The sequence below is a fragment of the Cupriavidus sp. 01L46 genome (assembly GCF_056399905.1).
In genome coordinates this window covers 1-16145 of sequence record NZ_JBFTSF010000134.1, presented here as the reverse complement: position 1 = coordinate 16145, position 16145 = coordinate 1, and the positions used below count along the sequence as shown (strand labels likewise).

Sequence of the window (16145 nt, the reverse complement as noted above, 5' to 3'; positions counted from 1 at the left end):
GGCCAGTACCGCCTGGTTGTCGGATTCGCTCTCGCACCCCTCAAGCGTGAACTGGCGCGCTGCGACATCCACGAACAATACCCGCGAGCGCAGGGTGCGCCCATCCGGCAAGMGCAAGTCGAGGTAGCGCTCCTGCGTCGCCAGGACATCMAGCATGTCGTGGATCTCATCCTCAAGCGCGTGCTGGAATCCATCCGGTGACGGCGGGTTTATCGAAGCGGGATCAAGTCTGTTCATGGATTGGTGTGGCTGACAGGCAAAGGCGGCCGCAAGCATGGCTGCCAAACGTTGCCTAACGGCAGGAAACCGCAGATCTTTAGCCCGGGCGAGAGCGTGGGGGGATGCCTAAAGAACGTGCTCGCAATGCCGTTAGAGGCGTCGGCATGCAAACGAATAAACGAATAAACGAATGATGCAAAGCAGGGAAGCGCAGCAGAAGTGCAGCCTCGAAGCTGGATGCGCGCAGCGTTGTCCGATCCAATATGCAATATGCAATATCTAATGCCTTGAATGAGTGAGTTGCGATGAATCGTAGCGCGCACGCCGCAATGCTCCCCGGTCACCCGGCACCACCACCATGGCCTCGGCAGCCATAGGCACGTCCTTGCCGTTTCCATTGGCGGCAAACGGCGATATCGAGCGGATCAGCGATCCGGACCAGGTACTTGAGATCCTGCAGGATCTGGTTCGCAAGCGCATCCGGCTCCATCTCCATCCTGCGCAGCAGTGCCGGGTGGCTTCGAGCTTTCTGTTTATCGATCCATCCCAAGGCACCTGCGTGCTCGCGTGGTGCCGCAATGGCGTGGAGCTGGAGGCAATCCTGAACGCCAGCGATATGGCGGCTTCGGCATCGATGGGCGACATCACGTTCCAGTTCCGCATCGCCTCCGCCGCCGTCACTCGTTTCGACGGTGGACCGGCGTTTCTCGCCCCCTATCCGACCGGGATCTATCAAGTCCCGCGCCGCAGGCATTTCCGCGTCCGCCCGCAGGCGGAGAAACAGTGCCGTTGCCAGATCCTGTTAAGCGACGGCCAGCTCGTGGAGATGGAAGTCGCCGACGTGTCGGTGTCCGGCGTGGGCTTGCGCTCCCGCAGTGTCGGCCCGCAGCGCTTGCCGGTCGGGACCTGGATCGCTGAATGCCATCTGGACCTTGGCGAGCTGGGCGGGTTGGACCTGGCATTGCAGGTGGTGCGGCATCGAAAGGCCTGGCGCGGCGACGAGGCGCACCATCACTTTGGCTGCCACTTTGGCCAGATGGATGTCCAGGCCGCGAAGTGGCTGCAGCGCGTTGTGTTTGCGCTGGAGCTGGCCGGCCGCGAGTAAGCCGGTAAGCCGGCAAGCAGGCCGCTCAGCATCGCTGCGGCCATGGTTGAACATCAAGCGCATCCCTTGGCGGCATTGCGCACAAAGCGTTGCTCTGTCACGGCAGCCCCCCATTGCTCGCCTGGCGCCTCCTGCGCAAGTTGAAACCCGTGGGACTCATAGAGATGGCGCGCCGCGTCGAGGCCCTTGAATGTCCACAGGTAGGTTTGCCCGTAGCGTGCATCCGCGAAATCCAGCGCGCGTTCCAGCAATTGGCGTCCGACGCCCGTGCCGCGCAAGGCGTTGTCGACGATAAACCAGCGCAGGTGGGCAAGCCCGCCCGGCTCGCCATCGATGGCGATGCTGGCCAGCGACCGGCCGCCTTCCAGCCACAGCCACAGTTGCCTGTCCGGCGATGGCAGGCTGGCCGCGAAGCCAGCCAGCTCGGTGGCCACCTTGTTTTCAAAGAAGCTGCCGAAGCCCACCAGTTGCGAATAGAAGCGGGCATGCAGGCTGGCGATGTCGCCGATGCAGCCCGGCCGGTAGCCTTCCTGGATTCCGCTGCCCACGCCGGCATCGTCCCCGGTGGTCTTTTGGGCGTTGTCCGCGGCGAGCGCATCCGCATAGATCGACAGGGACCGGACCAGCGCTTGCTGGTCGGCCGGGGTCAGCCGCCGCAATGCGCTGGAGACCTGTTCCGTGGCAAAGCCATCGATCTGGTGGTGCAAGTGCCTGCCGGCGTCGGTCAGGTTCAGATGGGCCGAGCGCGCATCGTCGGTCGCGGCCGTGCGTACGACAAGACCCAACGATTCGAGCTTGGCGAGCTGCCGGCTTGTATTGGACTTGTCCAGCCGCAGGATACTGGCCAGATCGCGCGCCTGCAGCCCCGGCGCCAGCCCGATCTCGATGATGGCGTGCACCGCGGAGGGCGCAAGCTGGCTATCTGCCAGCGTGGTCCGCATGAAGCCGAGCTCGCGGACCAGCTTTCTGGAAAACACCCTGAGCGCGGCGATCGTGGCATCACGCGGCTCGGGCAGGGGCTCGACGATATCCATGGCGGCTCCATTGGTTGCGCATCGCAACCATAATAGTTGCGGATCGCAAGTTTTTCAAGGAGCCTAGCCGGAGAGGCCCGCCTACGCCGGTCCGCGCAACAGCGGGGCCAGGGCCTGCGGCACCTCCACCTCGAACCGCAGCACCGCGCTGGCCAGCGCCTTGCCGTAGGTGTCCAGCGCCAGGCTGCGCGACACGCCGCCTCCCAGTGCGCCATGCGCGACGAAGTTGAGCACTTGCAAACCATCGGCTTCGAAGCGCTCGACCTTGCCGGTGACCACGCCGCCATACAGCCTCTTGAAGGCTTGGGCGGTGAGCTGCGCCTTGAGATACGGGTAGAACGCGGCGTCGTAGGCGATCACCGAGGTGTTCGAGATATCGCCCTTGTCGCCGGACCGCGTATGTGCCACGCGCCTTAGCAGAACTTTCATGGGATGTGCCTCGCAGCGGATCAAAGGAAACGKATCAAAGGAAATGAATCTCGGAACTGACCTGCGCGCGCGGCACCAGGGCCGACCACACGCCGATGATCTCGCGCGTGCGCTCCTGGTGCGGCACGCGCTTGCCGGTGGAGGCCAGGCCGCTCACGGCCATGCTGTCGATCTCGCGGCCGACCTTGGCGGCTTCCGCGCGGGTGAGGGTGCGCGCGGCCACGCGCACGGCGATCTCGTTGGGCTCGCACGCCGGCGCCGGGGAGGCCTCGCCGTGGATGGCGTTGACACCGAGAAAGTCGATGCGCAGCGCTTGCGCGTCCAGCCCGGCCAGCTGGAACCGGTGCGCCAGGATGGCCTTGGCCAGGCGCGCCTTTTCCAAGCAGCCGGGTCCGGCGTAGAAGAACATGTCCTCGCCGATAAAACCCTCCGTGCAGCCAAGCGAGACCTTGAGCGTGGGCGTGCGCGGCGATCCGCTGATGCCGCTCATGCGCACCTGGTCGGGCGCAACCTGCTCCAGCTGCGCCGTGGTGAAGTCCACCACCACATCCGGCGTGATGTAGCGGCGCGGGTCGTGCACCTCGTAGAACATCTGCTCCTTGACGGTCTGCAGGTCGATGCGGCCGCCGGTGCCTGCCACCTTGGAAATCACGGACGTGCCGCTCGCGTCCACCTCGGCAATCGGGAAGGCCAGGTTCCACGGCTCGGGCACATCCTTGTAGCCCGGATCGCCAAAATAGCCGCCGGTCACCTGTGCGCCGCATTCCAGCAAATGGCCGATGGCACTGCCGCGCGCTAGCAGCTCCGTGTCGTCGGGCTGCCATCCGAACGCATGCATCATCGGCGCGAGAAACAGGGAGGGATCGGCCACGCGGCCCGTCACCACGATCTGCGCACCGGCTTGCAGCGCGCGCACGATTGGCTCCGCGCCCTCATATGGCTCGGCCGAGATCAGCGAGCCGCGCAGGGTGGCGATGGGCGCGCCGGTCTCCAGGATCTCCAGCTGCTGGTCGCAGATGGTGCCGGTCAGGTCGGAGGTGGTGATCGCCGCGATCTTCACGCCGGGCAGGCCGAGCTCCGCGCACAGCTGCGCGATGCGCCGCGCCGCGCCCAGCGGATTGATCCAGCCCTGGTTGCTGACGATGCGCGTGCCGTTGGCGATGCAGTGCGGCAGCACGGCGCGCATGCGCTCGTCGAGGTAGGTGTCGTAGCCTTCGAAGGCGGGGTCGCGGCGTTTTCGCACTTGCGCAGCGCTGACGGTGGCCTCGGCCATGGTCTCGAAACAGAGGAAATCGAGTTTGCCGTGCTGCGCGCTCAGGGCCGCGGGCTCGACGCGGTCGCCCCACCAGCCGGAGCCTGAGCCAATGCGCAGGGTCTTGGTTGCCATGACGGGATCCTTGGTTTGCTCTTGGTTTGTTGTTCTGCGTGGCGTCTTGGGCTTACTGGGCCTGGATGCCTGCGCTCTTGATCACGCGCGACCATTTCTCGGTATCGGCGCGGATCACCGCGGCGAAGGCAGCCGGTGAGTCGCCGCCGGGCACCGCGCCAAGCTGCTCGATGCGCTGCCTGACCTCGGGCGTGGCCAGCACCTTGGCCACCGTTTGCTGCAGGCGCGCCACCTGCGCGGGCGGCGTGCCGGCCGGGGCCAGCAGGCCGAACCACGAGTTCACCACGTAGCCGGGCAGGCCGGATTCCGCCACGGTGGGCACATCCGGCAGGATGGGCGAGCGCTGCGGGCTGGTCACCGCCAGCGCGCGCACCTTGCCTGCCTGGATTTGCGCCAGCGCCGAGGGCAGGTTGTCGAACATGAGGTTGACCTGGCCCGCCAGCAGGTCGGTCATGGCGGGCGCCGCGCCTTTGTAGGGCACGTGCTGCATCTTCACGCCGGCCATGCTGTCGAGCAATTCGCCGGACAGGTGCGGCGAGCCGCCGGTACTGGTGGACGCGTAGTTGAGGCTGCCCGGCCGCTGCCTGGCCAGCGCGATGAGTTCGGCCACGGATTTGACCGGCAGCGTGGCATTGGTCAGCAGCACGTTGGGCGAGTTGGCGACCAGCGTCACCGGCGCGAAGTCCTTGGCTGAGTCATACGGCATGCGCGCGTAGAGGAACTGGTTGGTGACCTGGGTGCCGAGCGTGCCCATCAGCAGCGTGTAGCCGTCCGGGGCGGCCTTGGCCACGGCCTCGGCGCCGATGTTGCCGCCGGCGCCGGGCCGGTTGTCCACCACCACGGTTTGTCCCAGCGCCTCGCCCAATTTCTGCGCCACCAGGCGCGCGAGGATGTCGGTGGTGCCACCGGGGGTGAAAGGCACCACCAGGCGCAGCGGCTTGGCGGGGTAGCTGTCCGCTGCCCGCGCCGGCAGCGCAAGCTGGGCGCACAGGGCGGCGCAGGCCATGGCGGCCAGGCGGAGGGTGGCACGTCGGTGCATCGTTGTCTCCTCGCAGGCGCTGCCGTGGCGGCAATGCCCGGTGGTTGTGCCGTGTGCGCGGGTGCGCCGCGGCATTTCGTTTAGTGAAATCTTTTTGGGGTGATCTTATGCATGAGCCGGTTTGCAGGTCAAACAAAGGCTATGAATTTTCATTGACTGAAAATTCGATGCATCGCCAAGGGGCTTTGTGGCCCTGGACCCGGTGGCGCCGCGCGAGCTGCCGATGGAGCTGGCTGCGCTGTTAGGCTGTGCGGTGATGGCGGGCATTGGCGCGGTGGCCAATACCGCGCAGGTGCGCATGGGGCAGGGCGTGGCGGTGCTGTGGACGGCGGCGTGGATTTGTCGGCCGTGCCGGGCGCGCCGGCGGCGGGCGCCTCGCGCGTATATCGCGCTGTACTGTCAGGGCAAGCTGCCGGTGGCGCGTTCGCTGACCGGCACGCTCGGGCTCGAAGACATCCATGATGGCTTCGGCCGGCAACGCACCGGGCAGGCGATCCGGCAGATGGTAACGATGGGGGATTAGGGCGGTGCTTGGCGGTAGCCGCGCTCAGTACCCTTGATATCCCTGGTACCCCTGGTACCCCTGGTATTGCGGCTGCGGCGCCTGCTGATAGTAATAGGGCGCCGGCTGCGGCGCGCATGGCACGTACGCGCGATCGTAATCCCGATAGCAGTATCCCGGCGGCGGGCCATATGCCGGCTGGGGCGGCGCGGCGACAACGACCGGCTGGCTGGCCACGGCGGTACCGACGACTGCCAGCCCGACCAAGGCGCCGATGGCCAGCGCTACCGCGCCGGCGGAACCGCCACCGCCATGGTAGCCGCCATCGTGGTAGCGGTCGCGTGCCGAGGCAGGTCCTGCGGCCAGCAGCGCGGCGGCGATGAGGCCCGCGCCGATGACGCGGGTGGCACGATGGGTGTTGCGCATGGCTGACTCCTTGAGACGGCCAGCGAGGGCGGCTGGCCATGACGTCATCTTAGGGGTCGGGCGTCTGCGGAATAGTTTGGCGCGGTTAGCAGATGTAACGCCGATATCACCGTGAGCGCGCCGATCAGGGGGCGGGGCGCGGCGGCGGTGGGGGCGGTTGCGGGGCTGGAGGAGGCGGCGGCGCAGTGTCGGCGCCCGGGGTGGCCTGCGCCGGCGCCTTCTTGTGATGGTGCTTGTGCTTATGCTTCTTGTGGCGCGCAGGCTGGGCCGGCATGGGCGTTGCCGTGGCCCGCTCGCCCTGTGGCTGCTGCGGCTGGGGCGGTGCAAGCTGGGCGTGGGCGATGCCGCCCAGGGCAAGGGCGGCTGCCAGCGCGGCTGCCTTGAGGCTTGGAATTCCGGGTTTCATCGATGCTCCTCAAATAATAATCCGTCACAACAGTCACAACTATCCGCACCGTGACGGCGCATGCGGTATAGGACAAAGTCTGATTCGCGTATCGTCTTTGTAGCTCCCTGCATCAGATAGCGCTACTTATGCTAAGCGCCGCCGCCATCATGCGGCACCGGCGTCATGCCGGCGCGGGACGCCGCCGGCGCGTTCCCGGCCCGGCCTTCATGCTGCCGGCCAAGCCACCATCCCAGCCACGCCCATCCCAGCGCCAGCGCAGCGCCGGTGAACGCCACCACGGCCGGGTGGCCGGAAAGCCCATCGATGGCGGTCTTGAACCACGCACTGACGGCATCGCCGGCGCGATAGACGGCGGTGTCGATCACATTCTTCGCCTTGTACTTGGTCTCGGCATCGACCACGGTAAACAGCATCTCCCGCCCCGGGCGCAGCAAGGCGTATTCCCCCACGCGGCGCAGGATCATCACGCCGGCCAGCACGCCGAAGGTGGGCCACAGCGCCAGCACCAGGAAGCCAGCCGCCACCGCCAGCGGCACCGCCGTGAGCAGGGATGTCACGCCATAGCGCCTGGCGATGCGCCCCGACAGGAACACCTGCACCAGGATGGTCAGCGCCTGCACGATCGCATCGATGGCGCTGAACACCTGGGTCTGCTGCGTGCGGCTGGGAAAGGTCTGCGCCATCAGCCTGGCCTGCTCGAAGTAGAGGAAAGTGCTGGCCGTGGCCAGCAGGATCACGAACAGGCTGATGCCAAGCAGGTAACGGGACCGCGCCACTAGAGTCAGCCCCGCCCAGAGCCCGCCCCCGATGGGCCGGGCCGGGTCTTGCGGCGGCACCGGATCGTCTGCCACCGGCACGCCCGCGCCGGCGCGCTTGCGCCAGCCGAACAGGTAGCCCACGCCGGGCAGCGCGGCCGCGAGCAGCGCGGCCGACAGCACCATCAGCCCGGTCAGGCCGATGCGCGTCACCAGCCAGCCGCCCATCAGCGGGCCAGCCAGGCCGCCCGCGCTGGCGCCGGCGGCCAGCAGGCCGAACAGCCGGCGCGCCTGGCCGGGGCGGAACACGTCCGCCATCAGGCTCCACGCCACCGAGACCACGAACAGGTTGAACACCGATAGCCAGACGTAGAACACGCGMGCCAGCCAGATGTTGTCCGGCGCGCCGCGCGTGGCCACGGCAAAACCCAGCAGGTTGGCAATAAAGAACGCATAGACCCAGGGCACGAAACGCCGGCGGGGCAGCCGCGCGCTGCACAAGCCATAGCAGGGGATGGCCACCAGCATGACCACGAAGGTGGCGGTGAACAGCCATTGCAGGTTTTGCACGCCGCCGGCGATGCCCATGGTCTCTCGCACCGGGCGCAGCATGAAGTAGCTGGCGAACAGGCAGAAGAAGAACAGGAAGCCAGCCGCGACGGCGCTGCCTTCACCGGGCTGGATGCCAAGCCCGTGCCGGGTGGGCTGCCTGGCGTGCGCGGAGTTTGTGGGGTTTGCCATGATGGGTTCAGGCGGCCAGCAGCGCGGCAATGCGCTCGCGCTGGCGCGCATCGGGCATGCGGCCAAGGCCCGCGCCAAGGTTGTCCTGCATATTGCGGGGCTTGGCGGTGGCGGGGATCGCCGCCGTCACCGCGGGGTGGCTGACAATGAATTTCAGGAAGATCTGGCCCCAGGACGCGCAGTCGATCTCGCCGGCCCAGGGCGGCAGCGGCTTGTCCTTGACGGCGTGGAACAGGCGCCCGTCCTGGAACGGGCGATTGACCAGCACGGCCACGCCGCGCTCCTGGCACAACGGCAGCAGCGCGCGCTCGGCATTGCGCTCGGCCAGGGAATAGTTCAGCTGCACAAAATCCAGGCGCTCGCTGCGCACGATCTGCGCCAGCGCCTCATGCGCGTCCTCGCGGTAGTGGGTGATGCCGACATAGCGCGTCTTGCCCTGATCCTTCAGTTGGCGCGCGAAGCGCAGGTTGTCGCGCCAGTCGATCAGGTTGTGGACCTGTAGCAGATCCACGGTATCGCTATGCAGGTCGCGCAGCGACTGGGTCCATTGCGCCTGCGCCGCGCCGCCGGCCGGGCTGGATATCTTGGTGGCCAGGAAGACCTTGCCGCGGGCATTGGCGTCCCGCAGCAGGTCGCCGGTGACGCCTTGCGCGCTGCCATAGCTGGGCGCGGTGTCGATCACCGGGCCGGACGTTTGCAGCAGCAAGGCCAGGACCTCGGCCAGCGGGGCGCGTTCGGCGCGTTCGGTTCCCACGTCGAAGGTATTGGCCGTGCCCATGCCGATCACCGGCAGGGTTTCGTGGCCGCCGGGCAGTGCCCGGCGCAATGGCCCAGCAGCGGGCGGCGCCGCGAGCGTGCTGGCGGGCCAGGCGCCACGGCACAGGCTAAGTGCGGCGGCAAGGCGCGCGCCGTGGCCAAGAAAACGGCGTCTATCGGATGACATGACGATCTCCTTGCTGGCGGGCCCGGATTCTGGCGGCCGGGGCTGCGGCATTTAGTCACTGCGCACCGCGCAGTGGCCCGGCTAGCTTAAGCTGTTGCCCCGATCCGTATCATATTCTCACAGATAGGAATCTTGCCGCCATGGTCGCTCTGCTGGTTGCCTGCATCTACCTCTTGCTTGCCGGCGTGCATGTTTACTGGGCGCTTGGCGGGGGCCTGGCAAAGGATGCCGCGGTTCCCCGTGTGCCGCGCAAGGTAGCCGCCGGTGACATTGCGCCACCGGCAACGGCGAGCGCGATGGTGCCCGCCTTTACGCCCTCGCGCACGGGCACGCTGCTGGTGGCCGTTGGCCTGGCGGCGGTGGCCTTGATGGTGGGCGCGCGCGCCGGGCTGGCCACGGCGCCTTGCACCGGGCCGGTCCTGCAATGGGCYATCGGCCTGGTCGCGCTGGCCATGCTGGCCAGGGCGGTGGGCGATTTCCGGTTGGTTGGCTTCTTCAAGCGCATCACCGGCTCTTCGTTTGCCTGGCTGGATACGTGGGTCTATTCCCCCCTGTGCCTGACGCTGTCCGCTGGCCTGGCGTACGTGGCGATCCTTCCGCCCTGAGCGCCGCCGCATTCCTGGCAGCCGCCTGCGCCGTATCGCAAGAACCCCCGATTGCAAAATGAAGTGGCGCGTCTGACAATGCCCTGCACCAGAGGCCGGGCGCTGCGGCCACGGCCCATCCGGCGGGCCAGGCRGGCAATGAAGAAACGGGAGGCGGGAGACCACGATGCGCACCCAGGTCGCGATCATCGGCGCCGGGCCGGCAGGCCTGCTGCTGGGTCATCTGCTGYGCCGCGCCGGTGTCGATGCCGTGGTCATCGAGGACCGCAGCCGCCAGCACGTGGAAGGACRCATCCGGGCGGGCGTGCTGGAGCAGGGGACGGTCGACCTGCTGGTGGCATCCGGCGTGGGCGAGCGCCTGCAGCGCCAGGGCCTGTGCCACCATGGCATCGACCTGCTGTTCGACGGGATCCGGCACCACATCGACCTGTCCGGGCCAACCGGTGGCCGCGCCATTACCGTGTATGGGCAGCACGAGGTGGTCAAGGACCTGATCGCCGCGCGCCTGGCGGATGGCGCGCCCATCTTGTTCGAGGCCAGCGGCGTGGCCCTGCATGGCGTCGACCGCAGCAAGCCCAGCGTCACGTTCACCCACGGCGGCAAGCGCCACACGCTGCATTGCGATTTCATCGCCGGCTGCGCTGCAGGTGTTCGAGCGGAGCTATCCGTTTGCGTGGCTGGGCATCCTGGCCGAGGCCGCGCCCGCCGCGCAGGAACTGATCTACGCCAGCCATGCGCGCGGCTTCGCGCTGTTTTCGATGCGCTCGCCGCAGATCACGCGGCTCTACCTGCAATGCCGACCCGACGAGGATCTCGCCCAGTGGCCCGACGCACGGATCTGGCAGGAACTGCACGCCCGCCTGGAGACCGGCGACGGCTGGCGGCTCAACGAGGGCCCCGTGCTGCAAAAGGGCGTAACGCCGATGCGCAGCCACGTGGTGGAGCCCATGCAATATGGCCGGCTGTTCCTGGCCGGCGATGCCGCCCATATCGTGCCGCCTACCGGCGCCAAGGGCATGAACCTGGCGGTGGCCGACGTGCGCACGCTGGCGCGGGCATTGGCCGCGCACTATGGCGAACGCCGCGACGACCTGATGGCGGCCTACTCCGCCACCTGCCTGCGGCGGGTCTGGCGCGCCGAGCATTTCTCCTGGTGGATGACCGCGTTGCTGCATCGCTTTCCAGGCCAGACCCCGTTCATGGCGCGGCTGCAGCAAGCCGAGCTGGCATACGTTACCGCTTCGCCCGCCGCCGGCGCAACGCTCGCGGAGAACTATGTCGGGCTGCCATTCGCCACCTTCGAGGGCCATTGAGTGCCCATCCCGATCGCCATACAGGAGATGTCATGACAAAGCTTGGTTGCCCGCCACCGTGGCCAGGGGAGGGCAGGCGATGATCGCCAGCTTCCTCGGCGTGCTGTTCGACGGGCTGGCCTATGGCTGCCTGCTGTTCCTGATCAGCGTGGGGCTGTCGGTGACCATGGGCCTGATGAATTTCGTCAACCTCGCCCACGGCGCATTCGCCATGTTCGGCGGCTACGTGGCGGTGGTGCTGATGACCCGGGCCGGCGTGCCTTTCCTGGCGACGCTGCCACTAGCCTTCTTGGGGGCCGCGGCAGTGGGCTGGCTGCTCGAGCGCAGCCTGTACCGGCGGCTCTACGGCGCCAGCCATCTCGACCAGGTGCTGTTTTCGATCGGGCTCACCTTCATGGCGATCGCGGGGGCCACCTACGTGTTCGGGCCGGGCCAGCAGCCGGTGGCGCTACCCGCTTTCCTGCTGGGCCAGGTGCGCGTGGCGGGCCTGGACCTTGGGGCCTATCGCCTGTTCATGATCGGCGTGGTGGTGGTCATCACCGCGGCGCTGGGCTGGCTGGTGGCGCGCACGCGCTTTGGCGCGCAAGTGCGCGCGGCGGTGGACAACCAGCAAGCGGCGCGCGGCCTGGGCATCAACGTGGAGCGGGTATTCAGCCTGACCTTCGCGCTTGGGTCCGGGCTGGCCGGGCTGGGCGGCGGGCTGGGCATCGACGTGCTGGGGCTCGATCCGTCGTTCCCGCTCAAGTACATGGTGTATTTCCTGCTGGTGGTGGCGGTGGGCGGCGCGGGCACCATCCGCGGCCCGCTGGTGGCGGCGCTGCTGCTGGGCGTGGCCGATGTGGCCGGCAAGTATTACGTGCCGGCGGTAGGCGCCTTTGTCATCTATGCGCTGATGGTGCTGCTGCTGATGCTGTTCCCGGCCGGCCTTTACGGGAGGCGGGCATGAGCGCTCTTGACGAGGTACCGAGTCGCGCGAGCGAGCGGCGCTCCCATCTGCCCGACGGGCGCTGGCGCGTTGGCGAGATCGTGTTCTGGCTGGTGCCGGTGGCGGTGTTCTTCCTGCTGCCCGGCTACCTGATCCTTGGCAGCCAGGTGCTGATCACCGGGCTCTTCGCGCTGTCGCTGGACTTGCTGCTGGGCTACGCCGGGATCGTCTCGCTGGGGCATGCGGCCTTCTTCGGCCTCGGCGCCTACACTGCCGGGCTGCTGGCCGCGCATGGCTGGGGCGAGCCGGTCTCGGGCCTGCTCGCGGCTGGCGCGGTGGCCGGCCTGGCGGGTTGGCTGGCGAGTTTCCTGGTAGTGCGCGGCGGCGACCTGACCCGGCTCATGGTCACGCTGGGCATCGGGCTGATGCTGTTCGAGGCGGCTAACAAGGCAGCTTTCCTGACTGGCGGCGTGGATGGCCTGTCGGGCGTCACCATGGCGCCGTTGCTCGGGCTGTTCGAGTTCGACCTGTTTGGCAAGACTGCCTACCTTTACAGCCTGGTGGTGACGTTCCTGTTGTTCGTGCTGGTGCGCAGGCTGGTGGCTTCGCCCTTCGGCCTGTCGCTGCGCGGCATGCGCGAGGGCGTGCGCCGCATGCCGGCGCTGGGTGTCGACGTGCCGCGCCGCCTGGGCGCGGTGTTTGCCGTGGCGGCGGCGCTGGCCGGCGTGGCCGGCGGGCTGCTGGCGCAGACGACCCAGTTCGTCGGCATGGATGTGCTGGGCTTCCCGCGTTCGGCGGAGTTGCTTGTGATGCTGGTGCTGGGTGGCGCGGGCCGCTTGTACGGCGCACTGCTCGGGGCGGCCGTGTTCATGATCGCGCAGGATGTGCTGGCAGGCATCAACCCGGTGTACTGGCAGTTCTGGATTGGCCTGCTGCTGGTGGTGATCGTGCTGTTTGCGCGCGGCGGGCTGATGGGCGCGCTGGATGCGCTGCGCCGCGCCATGCGCCGCAAGCCGGGAGGAGAGCGGCCATGACCAGGTTGCTGCGTACCGAGGGACTGTCCAAGTCCTGGGGCGGGTTTGCCGCCAACAGCGACATCTCCCTGCAGTTTCCGCCGGGCGCCCGCCATGCGCTGATCGGGCCTAACGGCGCCGGCAAGACCACCTTCATCAACCTGCTCACCGGTGCCTTGCCGGCCAGTAGCGGCAGCATCTGGCTGGGCGATGAGGACATCACGCAATTGCCCCAGCACGCACGGGTGCGGCGCGGCATGACCCGGACCTTCCAGATCAACACGCTGTTCCCCGGCCTGACGGTGCTCGAATCCGTGGTGCTGGCGGTGGCAGAGCGCAGCGGCGCCACCCGGATCTGGCATCGCACCGTGGTTTCGCAGCGGGCACTGGCCGACGAGGCCATGGCGGTGCTGGCCAGCCTGCGCCTGGATGCCGAGGCCGATACCGAGACGCGCAGCCTGCCATACGGCAAGCAGCGGCTGCTGGAAATTGCGCTGGCGCTGGCCACCCGGCCCGCCATCCTGCTGCTGGACGAGCCCGCGGCGGGCATCCCGTCCGGGGAGAGTGCCGAGCTGTTCGGCGTGATCGCAGGCCTGCCGCGCGATATCACCATCCTGTTTATCGAGCACGACATGCACCTGGTATTCCGCTTTGCCGAGCGCATCACGGTGCTGGTGGGTGGCCGCGTGCTGACCGAAGGCACGCCCGCGGAGATCGGCGCCGATCCCCGTGTCAGGGAGGTATACCTCGGGGAGGCCGCCCATGACTGAGCTGCTGCGGGTGCAGGGGCTGAGCGCGGGCTATGGCGATGCCGTCGTGCTCGACGGCATCGACCTTGCGCTGGACGCTGGCGAGAGCCTGGCCTTGCTGGGCCGCAACGGGGTGGGCAAGAGCACGCTGCTCATGACGTTGATGGGCCTGACCCGGCAGCGGCGCGGCAGCCTGTCCTGGCGAGGGCGCGACCTGACGCGGCTGGCGGCGCACCAGCGCGCCGCCGCCGGACTGGGATGGGTGCCGCAGGAGCGCTGCATGTTCCCGTCCCTGACCGTGGAAGAACACCTGACGGCGGTGGCGCGTCCCGGCCACTGGAATGTCGCTCGGGTTTATGAAGTTTTTCCCCGGCTGCAGGAACGGCGCGCAAATTTGGGCAACCAGTTGTCAGGGGGCGAACAGCAGATGCTGGCCATTGGCCGGGCGCTCATGGTAAACCCGTCCCTGCTATTACTCGACGAGCCGATGGAGGGATTGGCGCCTATTATTGTTCAGGAATTGCAGCATGTGATCCGCCGCTTGATCGAGGAAGGCGGCATGGCTGTGATCGTGGTGGAGCAGCACGCTCGCCTGGCGCTTGGCATGACGCGGCGCGCGATGGTGCTCGATCGCGGCAGGGTAGTGTTTGAGTCGACCAGCGCGGAACTGCTGGCGGACAAGGGCAGTCTGGACAGGTTGCTGACGGTCGCCTGAGCCCATCCCCGGTATGGTCAACCGGCAGCAGGCGATAGACGGCGAACGTTGGCGGCAACGCCGCGTTCGGCCAGCGGGCAGTGCTCATTTTTCGCAGGCGGGTAGTCACGGGGAACTATGGAAACCCATGAGCAGAATCGGCTCGTCAACGCCTATATCCAGCGTTACAGCCGCTACGACCCGGCCATTGGCCGGCACGAGGTCCGCTCGTTCTGGGTCTGGCAGGCTTGCGACTGGCTCGGCGTCAACGACCCGGAGGGGTTATGGTGGCTGGTGCTGGAAGTCCTGGCCCGCACCGACAGTCCCCGCGTCCTTGGCGCACTCGCCGCCGGCGAGCTCGAAGACCTGATCGAGTACCACGGCCCGGCCTTTATCGGCCGCATCGAGCAGGAGGCCGCGCGCGCCCCGCGCTTCCGCCGCCTGCTGTGCGGCGTCTGGCGCAGTTCCACGCCCGAGGTCTGGGCGCGGGTGCTGGCCGCCAGCGACAGCAACTTCAACGAAGTGCCGCAGCGCGCGATGTGGATATGCTACGAGCAGCGTGGCTGGGATGCGCAGGGCGCGGCGGCGCAGCCCGATGCCGAGGCTGGCGTGTCCCGCGAGGCCCACAGGCAGCCCGCGCGTGTCGTGCCATCGCCATCGCGGCTGCGGCTGCGGCAGCGTGAAGGCGCGATGCATGCAGACTCGCCGCATCACGCCGCCTGGCCTACTTCCCCGGATCCTTGACGTTGTCGAACTTGTCGAATTCCACGTTGTAGAGTTCGCCGCCAACCTTTTCCACACGCCGGATGTAGACGGTCTGGACCACGTCGCGGGTGTCCGGGTCGATCATGATCGACCCGCGCGGGCTGGCGATCTTCATGCCCTTGAGCGCCGCGACGAACTTGTCGCCGTCGGTGGCGCCGCCGGTCTTCTTCAGCGCGTCGTAGATCGCGCGCATGCCGTCATAGGCAGCCACGGCCATGAAGTTAGGCCGGCCGGCGCCGGGGTTGGCTTCGGCAAAGGCTTTCAGGAAGGCCTTGTTCTCGGGCGAATCGTGCGCCATCGAGTAATGGAACGACGTGATCACACCCAGCGTGGCGTCGCCCATGGCCGGCAGCACGTGGTCGTCGGTCAGGTCGCCGGTGGCGATCACGCGGATGCCGGCCTCGGCCAGGCCGCGCTCGCGAAAGCCCTTCATGAATGCCACGCCTTGCTCGCCGGCGGGCAGGAACAGGAACACCGCCTCCGGCTTGGCATCCTTGATGCGCTGGATGAATGGCGCGAACTCCGGGTTGCGCAGCGGCACCCGGATCGATTCGACCACCTGTCCGCCGCCGCCGATGAAGTTGGTCTTGAACGCGGTCTCCGCGTCGATCCCCGGCGCGTAGTCCGCCACCAGCGTCACTACCTTGCGCACCTTGTTCTTGATGGCCCAGGTGGCCATCGGCGCCGAGATCTGCGGCAAGGTCATCGACACCCGCGCGATATACGCGGATTTGGTGGTGATCGAGGATGACGCCGCGTTGAAGATCACCATCGGCTTCCTGGCCTGCTCGGCAATTGGCGCCACCGCCAGGGCCTCGGGCGTGAGGCCGAAGCCGGCCAGCACGTCGACCTTGTCGCGCACCACCAGCTCCTGCGCCAGCCGCTTGGCCACATCCGGGGCCGGGCCCGTGGTGTCCTTGCTGATGATCTGCACCTTGCGCCCCGCCACGGTATCGCCATTGAGCTTCTGGAACGCCTTGATGCCGCCTTCCATCTGCTTGCCATAGTCGGCAAAGCTGCCGKAGAAAGGCGCGATCAGCCCGATCTTGACGGGATCCGCGGCGTGGGCGAGCGAAGGCGCCACGGCAAGCA

The 16145-nt window shown here is 67.6% G+C and carries 17 protein-coding genes and 1 pseudogene; 9 read left to right on the top strand and 9 right to left on the bottom strand.

What is annotated here, in order from left to right; all coding sequences use genetic code 11:
- Window positions 1-577 precede the first annotated feature (577 nt).
- Complete coding sequence (locus tag AC1DS3_RS22450) at window positions 578-1324, top strand: flagellar brake protein (protein ID WP_477109547.1); 747 nt, start codon at window positions 578-580, stop codon at window positions 1322-1324.
- A gap of 53 nt (window positions 1325-1377) precedes the next feature.
- On the opposite strand, the gene AC1DS3_RS22445 is transcribed toward AC1DS3_RS22450, so the two are convergent.
- The 4 genes from AC1DS3_RS22445 to AC1DS3_RS22430 all read right to left on the bottom strand — a co-directional run bounded on the left by AC1DS3_RS22445 (window position 1378) and on the right by AC1DS3_RS22430 (window position 5213).
- Window positions 1378-2358, bottom strand: coding sequence for a bifunctional helix-turn-helix transcriptional regulator/GNAT family N-acetyltransferase (locus tag AC1DS3_RS22445; RefSeq protein ID WP_441638790.1), 981 nt, complete (start codon window positions 2356-2358; stop codon window positions 1378-1380).
- An 81-nt stretch (window positions 2359-2439) separates the two neighbouring features.
- Window positions 2440-2787, bottom strand: coding sequence for an AtuA-related protein (locus AC1DS3_RS22440; protein ID WP_441638792.1), 348 nt, complete (start codon window positions 2785-2787; stop codon window positions 2440-2442).
- Between the two features lie 34 nt (window positions 2788-2821).
- On the bottom strand, window positions 2822-4174 hold the full coding sequence (locus AC1DS3_RS22435) for an acyclic terpene utilization AtuA family protein (RefSeq protein WP_441638794.1): 1353 nt from the start codon (window positions 4172-4174) through the stop codon (window positions 2822-2824).
- Window positions 4175-4226: 52 nt separating this feature from the next.
- Window positions 4227-5213: a Bug family tripartite tricarboxylate transporter substrate binding protein gene (locus tag AC1DS3_RS22430; protein WP_441638796.1), complete on the bottom strand. Its 987-nt coding sequence runs from the start codon at window positions 5211-5213 to the stop codon at window positions 4227-4229.
- Between the two features lie 187 nt (window positions 5214-5400).
- Between AC1DS3_RS22430 and AC1DS3_RS22425 the strand changes: the two genes are divergently transcribed.
- Window positions 5401-5736, top strand: a complete 336-nt coding sequence (locus AC1DS3_RS22425; protein ID WP_441638798.1) for a hypothetical protein — start codon at window positions 5401-5403, stop codon at window positions 5734-5736.
- Between the two features lie 24 nt (window positions 5737-5760).
- Here AC1DS3_RS22425 and AC1DS3_RS22420 read toward each other — a convergent pair whose 3' ends face one another.
- From AC1DS3_RS22420 to AC1DS3_RS22405, 4 genes are all read right to left on the bottom strand, one after another.
- Entirely contained in the window at window positions 5761-6141 is a 381-nt protein-coding gene (locus tag AC1DS3_RS22420) for a mechanosensitive ion channel protein MscS (RefSeq protein WP_441638800.1), read from the bottom strand.
- 124 nt (window positions 6142-6265) lie between these two features.
- The gene (locus AC1DS3_RS22415; RefSeq protein WP_441638802.1) at window positions 6266-6547 is read right to left on the bottom strand and encodes a hypothetical protein; all 282 of its coding nucleotides are present in this window, start codon (window positions 6545-6547) and stop codon (window positions 6266-6268) included.
- 131 nt (window positions 6548-6678) lie between these two features.
- Window positions 6679-8046 (bottom strand): NTP/NDP exchange transporter, encoded by a 1368-nt coding sequence (locus tag AC1DS3_RS22410; protein ID WP_441638804.1) that lies wholly within the window; start codon window positions 8044-8046, stop codon window positions 6679-6681.
- 7 nt (window positions 8047-8053) lie between these two features.
- Window positions 8054-8989 (bottom strand): aldo/keto reductase, encoded by a 936-nt coding sequence (locus AC1DS3_RS22405; RefSeq protein ID WP_477109546.1) that lies wholly within the window; start codon window positions 8987-8989, stop codon window positions 8054-8056.
- Between the two features lie 140 nt (window positions 8990-9129).
- Between AC1DS3_RS22405 and AC1DS3_RS22400 the strand changes: the two genes are divergently transcribed.
- The 7 genes and pseudogenes from AC1DS3_RS22400 (at window position 9130) to AC1DS3_RS22370 (ending at window position 15032) form a co-directional block, all read left to right on the top strand.
- Window positions 9130-9594: a DUF3995 domain-containing protein gene (locus AC1DS3_RS22400; protein WP_441638808.1), complete on the top strand. Its 465-nt coding sequence runs from the start codon at window positions 9130-9132 to the stop codon at window positions 9592-9594.
- Between the two features lie 166 nt (window positions 9595-9760).
- Window positions 9761-10907, top strand: a pseudogene (locus AC1DS3_RS22395) (4-hydroxybenzoate 3-monooxygenase).
- Window positions 10908-10986: 79 nt separating this feature from the next.
- Window positions 10987-11853: a branched-chain amino acid ABC transporter permease gene (locus AC1DS3_RS22390; RefSeq protein WP_441638809.1), complete on the top strand. Its 867-nt coding sequence runs from the start codon at window positions 10987-10989 to the stop codon at window positions 11851-11853.
- Window positions 11850-12866 carry a branched-chain amino acid ABC transporter permease gene (locus AC1DS3_RS22385; RefSeq protein ID WP_441638810.1) on the top strand — a complete coding sequence of 339 codons (1017 nt, stop codon included), beginning with the start codon at window positions 11850-11852 and terminating at the stop codon, window positions 12864-12866. The genes AC1DS3_RS22390 and AC1DS3_RS22385 overlap by 4 nt, the downstream gene beginning before the upstream one ends.
- Window positions 12863-13615: an ABC transporter ATP-binding protein gene (locus AC1DS3_RS22380; protein WP_441638812.1), complete on the top strand. Its 753-nt coding sequence runs from the start codon at window positions 12863-12865 to the stop codon at window positions 13613-13615. Before AC1DS3_RS22385 ends, AC1DS3_RS22380 begins: the two co-directional genes overlap by 4 nt.
- Entirely contained in the window at window positions 13608-14309 is a 702-nt protein-coding gene (locus AC1DS3_RS22375; protein ID WP_441638814.1) for an ABC transporter ATP-binding protein, read from the top strand. The genes AC1DS3_RS22380 and AC1DS3_RS22375 overlap by 8 nt, the downstream gene beginning before the upstream one ends.
- 117 nt (window positions 14310-14426) lie before the next feature.
- The gene (locus AC1DS3_RS22370; RefSeq protein ID WP_441638816.1) at window positions 14427-15032 is read left to right on the top strand and encodes a DUF6869 domain-containing protein; all 606 of its coding nucleotides are present in this window, start codon (window positions 14427-14429) and stop codon (window positions 15030-15032) included.
- Here AC1DS3_RS22370 and AC1DS3_RS22365 read toward each other — a convergent pair.
- The gene (locus AC1DS3_RS22365; protein ID WP_477127970.1) at window positions 15013-16137 is read right to left on the bottom strand and encodes an ABC transporter substrate-binding protein; all 1125 of its coding nucleotides are present in this window, start codon (window positions 16135-16137) and stop codon (window positions 15013-15015) included. The genes AC1DS3_RS22370 and AC1DS3_RS22365 overlap by 20 nt on opposite strands.
- Window positions 16138-16145 lie beyond the last annotated feature (8 nt).